Raw genomic sequence first — 7,810 nt, forward strand, 5'->3', positions numbered from 1 at the left:
GTCCTGTAATCCCCGGTGGATCGGCGCACGGCGTCGGATACGGTGCATCGCAAGGCGGAGGGACGCCCCCATACCGGGCGCATTCGGGCGTTCCGACAACGCGGCGAGGTGCCGTAGCCGGCGTCGTGCGCCCGCCGGGGATCACGGGACAGCGCTTAGGGTGGCCAGGAAAGATCCACATCCTGAAGCGGGAGGACTCCAGGCGTGTTCGCTGTGATCTACCGGTGGCGGCTCCGTCCGGGCATGGAGCAGCAGTTCACCGAAGGCTGGCACCGGGTGACGGCGGCCATCCACGCGCGGTGCGGCAGTTACGGGTCCCGGCTGCACCGGGCGGACGACGGTACGTGGGTGGCGTATGCCCGCCGGCCCGACGAGGAGTCGCGGGAGCGCTGTTCGGCGCCGGACCCACAGGGGGTCGCGATGATGGTGGAGGCGATCGCGGAGCGCCTGCCGGAGACCCGGATGGAGATCGTCGACGACATGCTCGCGGAACCCGGCGGCGTCCCGGGCACGGTGCCCGGGACGTGCGCCGACCGTGGGTAAAACCCGCTGTTAGCTGGGGAATCGGCCCTTTAACATCAGGTCCCATGCCTATCAATGAAGAGATCATCGAACGCGCCCTGGCCCGGATCACCGCGGGCTACGTCTTCCCGGACAAGGCCGTTGTCATCGAGGCCGGGATCCGGGGCCGGCTCGCGGCGGGGGCGTACGAGGGACTGGACGGGCCGGCGCTCTGCGAGGCGGTGACGGCTCACCTTCAGGAGGCGTGCCCGGACAAGCACCTGCGTCTGCTGTGGACGGACGAGCCGCAGTCGCTGGACCCGGTGGACGAGGACGGCGGGCAGGCCGCGTTCTCGGCACTGCTCCGGGCCGAGAACCAGGGGATCCGGCGCGTCGAGCGGCTGGAAGGGAACATCGGGCTCATAGAGATCCGGCTCATCGCGGGCGCCACGGAGGGCGCGAGCGCGATCGGCGCGGCGATGCAGCTGGTCGCGCACAGTTCCGCCCTCGTGCTGGACCTGCGGGGCTGCCGCGGCGGGCACCCGGAGGGGGCCGCGATGTGGTGCAGCTACTTCTTCCCCGACGACCAGGTGCACCTGAACGACATATACGACCGGGTCTCCGACACCACCCGGCAGTACTGGACGACCGCGCACCTTCCCGCCCCCCGCTACCTGGACCGGCCTGTCCACATCCTCACCAGCGGGGACACGTTCTCCGGGGGCGAGGACGTGGCGTACACCCTGCAGGCACGGGGGCGGGCCGTGGTGGTGGGTGAGACGACGCGGGGCGGAGCGCATCCCACGGCCCGGCACGCGGTCGCCGAGCACGTTCTCGTGACGGTGCCGACGGCCCGGACGATCAACACCGTCACGGGCGGCAACTGGGAGGGCGTGGGTGTCGTTCCCGATGTCCCCGTGTCGGCACAGCAGGCGCTGGAGACCGCGCTCAAGGCCGTCCAGCCGGGCGGCTGACCTCCTCACCTCCTCACAGGGGGTCCACGTCCAGGAAGGCCGCGAGGGCGGCCTCCGTGCCGCCCGCGCCGCCGGGCAGGGCCAGCTCCGCCCAGATGACCTTGCCCTCGGGTGTGTAGCGGGTGCCCCAGTGCTCGCTGAGCTGCGCGACCAGGAACAGGCCGCGTCCGCCCTCGTCCGTGGTGGCGGCGTACCGCAGGTGGGGGGCGGTACTGCTGCCGTCCCACACCTCGCAGGTCAGGTTGTGGTCGTGGAGCAGGCGTACCCGTACGGGCCCGCTGCCGTGCCTCAGGGCATTGGTGATCAGCTCACTGAGGATGACTTCCGTCGCGAAACCGAGGTCGGTCAGCCCCCACTCGTCGAGTTTCTTGGCCGCGGCATTGCGCGTGGCTCCGACGGCGCTCGGCTGGAACGGTACGTCCCACTGGGCCACCCGGTCCGGGCCGAGCGTCCGGGTCCGTGCGATGAGCAGGGCCACGTCGTCGGTGGGCCGGGGCGGCAGCAGCAGGTCGAGCACGGCCCGGCAGCTCTCGTGCGGATCCCGGTCGGGGTGGCTGAGCGCCACCCGCAGGAGTTCCAGCCCCTCGCTGATGTCCCGGGTCCGCTCCTCGATGAGCCCGTCCGTGTAGAGGACGAGCTGGCTTCCTTCCGCGAGGTCCAGCTCCGCGGTCTCGAAGGGCATGCCGCCCAGCCCCAGCGGGGGTCCGGCCGGCAGCTCCACGATCTCCGTCGTGCCGTCGGGGGCGACCACCAGGGGTGGCAGATGTCCGGCCCGTGCCATGGTGCAGCGCTGGGACACGGGGTCGTAGACGGCGTACAGGCACGTCGCGCCCAGCACTCCGCCGTCCACGTCGTCGCCGTCCGCGTCATGGTCGATGCGTTGTACGAGGTCGTCCAGGCGGGCCAGGATCTCGTCGGGCGGCAGGTCGAGGGAGGAGAAGTTGTGCACGGCGGTACGCAGGCGCCCCATGGTGGCGGCGGCGTGCAGGCCGTGCCCGACGACGTCTCCGACGACCAGCGCGACACGGCAGCCCGGCAGGGGGATCACGTCGAACCAGTCCCCGCCGACCCCGGACTGCGCGGGCAGGTAGAAGTGCGCCACGTCCATGGCGCTCTGCTCGGGCAGGGCGCGCGGCAGCAGGCTGCGCTGGAGGGTCACGGCGAGGGCGTGTTCCCGGGTGTAGCGGCGGGCGTTGTCCATACTGACCGCCGCGCGGGCGACGAGTTCCTCGGCCAGGGACAGCTCGTCCTCGTCGAAGGGCTCCTGCTTCTGGGAGCGCCAGAAGTTGACCACGCCGAGTACGACGCCCCGGGCCATGAGCGGGGCCGCGATGAGCGAGTGGATGCCGTAGTCCACGATGGCCTTGGCGCGCGGCGGGTCCTGGGCCTGCCAGCCCGGCGCGTCGGCCAGGTGGGGCACCAGTTCGGGCCGGCCGGTGCCGTAGCCGCGCGCCTGGGGGGTGGACGGCAGGAAGTCGATCAGCTGGCCGACCGGATAGAGCGGATGGTCGGAGCGGATGCCGCTGACCGCGGTGCGCCGCATGTCGGAGCCCGCGCGGGGCTCCTCGCCGTCGATGACCTGGTCGGCCAGGTCGACGGTGACGAAGTCCGCGAAGCGGGGGACGGCCACGGCGGCGAGCTCCTCGGCCGTCCGCACCACGTCGAGGCTGGTGCCGATGTCGCCGCCCGCGTCGTACAGCAGTTTGAGGCGTCTGCGGGCCGTCTCCGCCCGGGCGGTCAGGACCTGCATCTCGGTGGAGTCGCGGATGGTGACGGCCGCGCCTTCCGGCCGGCCACGGGGGTGGGTGGGCCGCTGGTTGACGACGAGCAGCCGGTCCCCGCTCTCCAGGACCTCGTCGGTGGCCTCGCGGCCGGAGAGCAGCAGGTCGGCCATCCGGCGGTCCAGGCCCGGTACGTCGGCGATATCGCGTCCGTCGGCGTCCTCGGGCAGCCCGAGCAGGCGTTTGGCCTCGTCGTTCGCCAGCAGGAGCCGGCCTTCACCGTCGGTGATCAGCACCCCTTCGCGGACGGCGTGGAGCACCGCGTCGTGGTGCTCGTACATGCGGGTCATCTCCTGGGTGCCGAGCCCGTGGGTCTGGCGGCGCAGGCGTCTGCTGATGAGCGCCGTGCCCACGGTGGCCAGGGCCAGGCCGGTGGCGATGGCCAGGAGGATGACCGGGAGCTGGCGGTCGACGACACCGGTGACGTTCTTGACGGTGAGGCCCGCCGAGACCAGCGCGACGACCTTGCCGTCGGGCCCGGTGACCGGCACCACCGCCTGGATCTCCTTGCCGAGCGGCCCGTCGACGCTCTCGGTGTGGACCTCGCCGTTCAGCGAGGGCTCGATGGTGCCGACGAAGCGTTTCCCGATGCGGTCCGGCTGGGGGTGGCTGTACCGGATGCCCTTGGTGTCCATCACCACGATGAAGTCCACGCCGGCGGCCTTGCGCGTGGTCTCGGCGAGGGGTTGGAGCGTCGCGGACGGGTCGGTCGTCTTCAGGGTGTCCTGGAGCCCCAGGGAGTGGGCGAAGGTCTGGGCGACGGACACCGAGCGGTTGCGTGCCTCGCGTTCGGTGTCGTGGCGCGACTGGAGGACCAGGGCCAGCAGGGCCCCGGCCGCGAGCAACACCACGATCGCCACCTGGAGGACGAATACCTGTCCGGCGACGCTCTTCTTCCGGTTGCCTAGAGGTGACCGCACCGACGTGCCCGGCACGGGTGGCGAGGAATGGTCACGAACCCAGTTGTAGCACTTCCGGGCGCCCACGGCCCCCGGCATGCACGGTATGCGGCCGGAATGTCACACCTGGTCCGCTGATGGTGTCAGTGGGCTTGGCGCTGGGCCGCGGCCTGGACGCCGTTCGCGGCCGTGCCGGACGGGTTCTGCGGGGACGGTGGGGTGGCGCCCGGGCCGGCCCCCGGGGAGACCTCCTGCGTACCTTCCGGTGCGCCTTCCGGTGCGCAGGTGACCTCGTCGCGCGGCGTGTAGTGGGTCTTGAAGTCCTCGTGCTTGACCTCCTTGCCGCCCTGTACGAAGGTCCGGCCGACGGTGACGTCGAAGCCCTCCAGGGGGGTCTGGACCTCGCAGGTCTCACCACTGCCGGTCCGCTTCCCGGGCGGCGTGATGTTGGTGCGGGGCCCCTTGGTCGCGCGTATCTCGTCGTACTTCTTCGTGCCGAGGAGGGAGATCGTCAGCGACGTGTCGGTGGACCGGGCCTTGATGTAGAGCGGGTGGCCGGTGTCGTTGATCCAGCGCAGGTCGAGGGTGCCCCAGGCGACGGTGGCTTCCCGGCCCTCGGGGTAGCGCTCGATGTAGAAGGAGTGCGCGCCGTGCTCGACGGGCTTGACGCCGGCGAAGAACGCGGCGTTGTACATGGTGGTGGCGACCGCCGACACACCGCCGCCGGGCGATTTCACGTACTGGCCGTCATTGATCATGATGCCGTCGACGAAGCCGTTCTCGGGGGTGCGCTCACCGACTGTGCGGTTGAAGCTCCACTCCTGGCCCGGCATGACGACGGATCCGTTGATGAGCTCCACGGCGCGGCCGACGTTGGTGGTGCGGTACGGGGCGGCCGGGAATTCCACGGTGAAGGAGGAGACCTCCTCCTTGATGCCGAGCCGCCGCGCTTCGTCGGCGGTGAGGTCCGGCTGGACCGCCACGGTGGTGACCTCGCCGCTACGGGCCGCACCCGAACGGGTCAGCAGCGGCAGCACGGCCCGGCCGAGCGCCTCCTGGGTGACCTGCCGTCCCGCACGGCCCCGGTCGGCGATCACCACGCGGCCGTCCGTGGCGAGGCCGGGAGCGGCGTTCCGCGGCGGGCGGGTGACCTCGTCGATGGTGGGCGCCACGGCGGGGTCCGCGAGCAGGCTCCTGGAGTCGAGGGAGGGTACGAGGCGGCCTTGGCCGTCGGCCCGCATCTTCAGGTGCTCGCCGAGGACGGCGGGGGTGATGGACATGCGCCTGCCGGCGACGGTGAGCGTGATGGGCCCGGACATCGCGGGCTCGGCGAACTGCCGCATGGCCCGTCCGGTCTCCTCGGCACCGACGCGCGGCTCGGTGCGCGCGACCGGCAGGACGACGGGGCCCTTGTCCGGCCGCAGATAGGCGGCGCGGAGGGTGCCGATGGCCTTGTCCTCGACGAGGGAGACGCCGGGGAGCGGGGGGACGGCCTTCGCCGCGCCGTGCTCGAACGCGATCACGCCGTCGCGCACCTGCTGCTCGGTGGTCCTGCCGAGGCGGTCCACCGCGGCGCGGGCGGTCTGCTCGTTCATGCTGATCACGGGCGCCACGTCGCGGGTGCCCGAGGCGAGGAGGCTGCCGACGACGGCGACCGGACCGTATCCGGTCCGCACGGCGCGGTCGATGGTCGCGTCGGTGTCGAGGGAGAGGCCCAGCGCGGCGGGATCGGCCTTCTCCACCCGGTCGCCGATCTTCACCGTGATCGGCGCCGCGGCGGCGGGCCCGAGCTCCCGGGTCAGCGTTCGGCGCGCCTCGGCCCGGCTCATGCCGCCGAGGTCCACGCCCAGGACCCGTGTGCCCTGGTCGATGTCCCCTCCGACCGCGAGGGCGGTTCCGTAGAGGCCGCCCAGCCCGAGCACGACGGCTCCTCCCGCTGCCACCGGCAGAGTGATCCGTCGGTTGACAGTCCAGCTGCGCACGCGTCCCATATCTCTCCCGTGGCGCCGACCGGTCCCTCAGGTGGCGCGGGCCGCAAGGGCAGCCATATACGACAATTACGGGAGATAATGATTCCTGCTGGAGGTGCAGTTTGGGGATGAATGTAATCGTTGTCACGATAGTCGGCTCAGCGGCAGCGACTATCCGGCGGCTCTCCGCCCTTCCGTCATGTGTGCACCTCCCTCACCGTCCGGGCCGTCCGTACCGTCCGGGCCGGCGACGACGAACACGTCGGACAGCGGGGCGGTGTCGGCGCCCGCGCTGATCAGCAGGTCGTAGGTGCCCGGGGGCAGCACGCCGATGTCAACCTGCTGCCGCCTTCGTGCGACCGTGAGGTCGCGGGCCACCACCGGCCGGCCCGTGGTCCGGGCGGCCACCGAGAGTCGCGCCGGCACTTCGGGCAGTTCGCCCTCGCTGAGCGCGCTGATGGCGCCGACCTCGCAGACGACGGGTTCGTCGGCGAGGTAGAGATCGTCACCGAGGTAGCTGAACCACGAGGTCACGGCGGCGCGCAGATCGTCGATGCGAACGTCGTGCAGGGACTGGAGGATGCCGCCGAGGTGGTCCAGCATCGCGTCCTGGTTCTGCAGGGTCCCATGCTTCTGCGGGACGAAGGTGCGGGCGTCCTCGGTACCGGAGAGGGCGGCGGAGAGCTTGGGCACGGTGCCGTCACCCCCCTCGTCCGCGTCCCCGCGGAGCATCAGGGTCTCGACCTTGTGATCGGTGAGCCGGGCGGACTGCCGGGTGGGCTGGTCCATGCCGACGATGGGGTGGTAGACCACCTGGTTGGACTCCCAGGCGGATTCCTGCCGGTTGGCGGTGGCCGCCCTCTCCATCTCGCCGAAGAAGTCGGTGAGATGGCTGATCCACTGCGGTTGCCAGCCGGGCAGGCCGGCCTTCGCCGGGGTGGCCGCCTCGCCGTCCGACCCGAACACGCACTTGTAGACGGGTACGAGCTGGTGCAGGCTCGGGAAGGAGCGCAGCAGGCGCGTGAGGTCCTTCTCGAAGGGGCCGATCCGCTTGTGGAAGCCGTTGCACAGGAACTCGACGGCATTGAGTGAACCGTAGTACGGGGTCCCGAAGGTCACGATGGCCCGGGTGTCCTTCCAGCCGCCCAGCACCTCGACGAAGTAGCGGGAGACGAGTCCTCCCATCGAGTGCCCGATCAGGACGAGCTGGGCCGCCGGGTTACCGCTCGTCCCGCGCCAGTCCCGAAGCCAGGTGGCGCTCTGCTCGGCGAGCCTGCGGGCGGCCGCCCGGTTGTCGCGCCGCCAGTCGTACGGGAACGGGAAGTAGTTCCGGCCCTTCTGCAGGTCGAACCGCGCCAGCAGGAACTTCTCGATCGCCGTGTAGCCGTCGATCTTCCACAGGCCGGGCAGGGTGTGCAGATCGGGCACGAGGCGGTCGGCGGCGACTCCGTCGCCGGGATCGTCCACGAGCCAGTCGTCCGCACCGAGTTCGAGGGACTCCAGCGAGCCGCCCAGGCTCGCCAGCGCGCCCAGCACCGCCGAGGCGGAGGGCGCCCACACGTCCTTGCCGTTCCTCGTCAGCACGCTCCCGCCGATTCCGGGGAGCAGTACGACGACGTCGGCCATCGGGATCCTGGCCATGAGCGGACCTCCTAGCTGCCCCCCGGTCGGACGAACGGGTCGGC

The 7,810-nt window shown here is 71.3% G+C and carries 5 protein-coding genes; 2 read left to right on the top strand and 3 right to left on the bottom strand.

Annotated features, from left to right (window positions below; genetic code table 11):
* The first annotated feature begins 204 nt into the window (after positions 1-204).
* Positions 205-543: a hypothetical protein gene (locus ACWGIU_RS22860; protein WP_453708545.1), complete on the top strand. Its 339-nt coding sequence runs from the start codon at positions 205-207 to the stop codon at positions 541-543.
* Positions 544-587: 44 nt separating this feature from the next.
* Complete coding sequence (locus tag ACWGIU_RS22865; protein ID WP_453708547.1) at positions 588-1,475, top strand: S41 family peptidase; 888 nt, start codon at positions 588-590, stop codon at positions 1,473-1,475.
* A 13-nt stretch (positions 1,476-1,488) separates the two neighbouring features.
* Here the strand turns inward: ACWGIU_RS22865 and ACWGIU_RS22870 are convergent, their stop codons facing one another.
* The 3 genes from ACWGIU_RS22870 to ACWGIU_RS22880 all read right to left on the bottom strand — a co-directional run bounded on the left by ACWGIU_RS22870 (position 1,489) and on the right by ACWGIU_RS22880 (position 7,766).
* Positions 1,489-4,116, bottom strand: coding sequence for a SpoIIE family protein phosphatase (locus tag ACWGIU_RS22870; RefSeq protein ID WP_453708552.1), 2,628 nt, complete (start codon positions 4,114-4,116; stop codon positions 1,489-1,491).
* Positions 4,117-4,298: 182 nt separating this feature from the next.
* Positions 4,299-6,077, bottom strand: a complete 1,779-nt coding sequence (locus tag ACWGIU_RS22875; protein WP_453708549.1) for a VanW family protein — start codon at positions 6,075-6,077, stop codon at positions 4,299-4,301.
* Between the two features lie 219 nt (positions 6,078-6,296).
* Positions 6,297-7,766 carry a lipase/acyltransferase domain-containing protein gene (locus ACWGIU_RS22880; RefSeq protein ID WP_453708551.1) on the bottom strand — a complete coding sequence of 490 codons (1,470 nt, stop codon included), beginning with the start codon at positions 7,764-7,766 and terminating at the stop codon, positions 6,297-6,299.
* Between the last annotated feature and the right edge of the window lie 44 nt (positions 7,767-7,810).

The sequence above is a fragment of the Streptomyces sp. NPDC054840 genome (assembly GCF_053611065.1).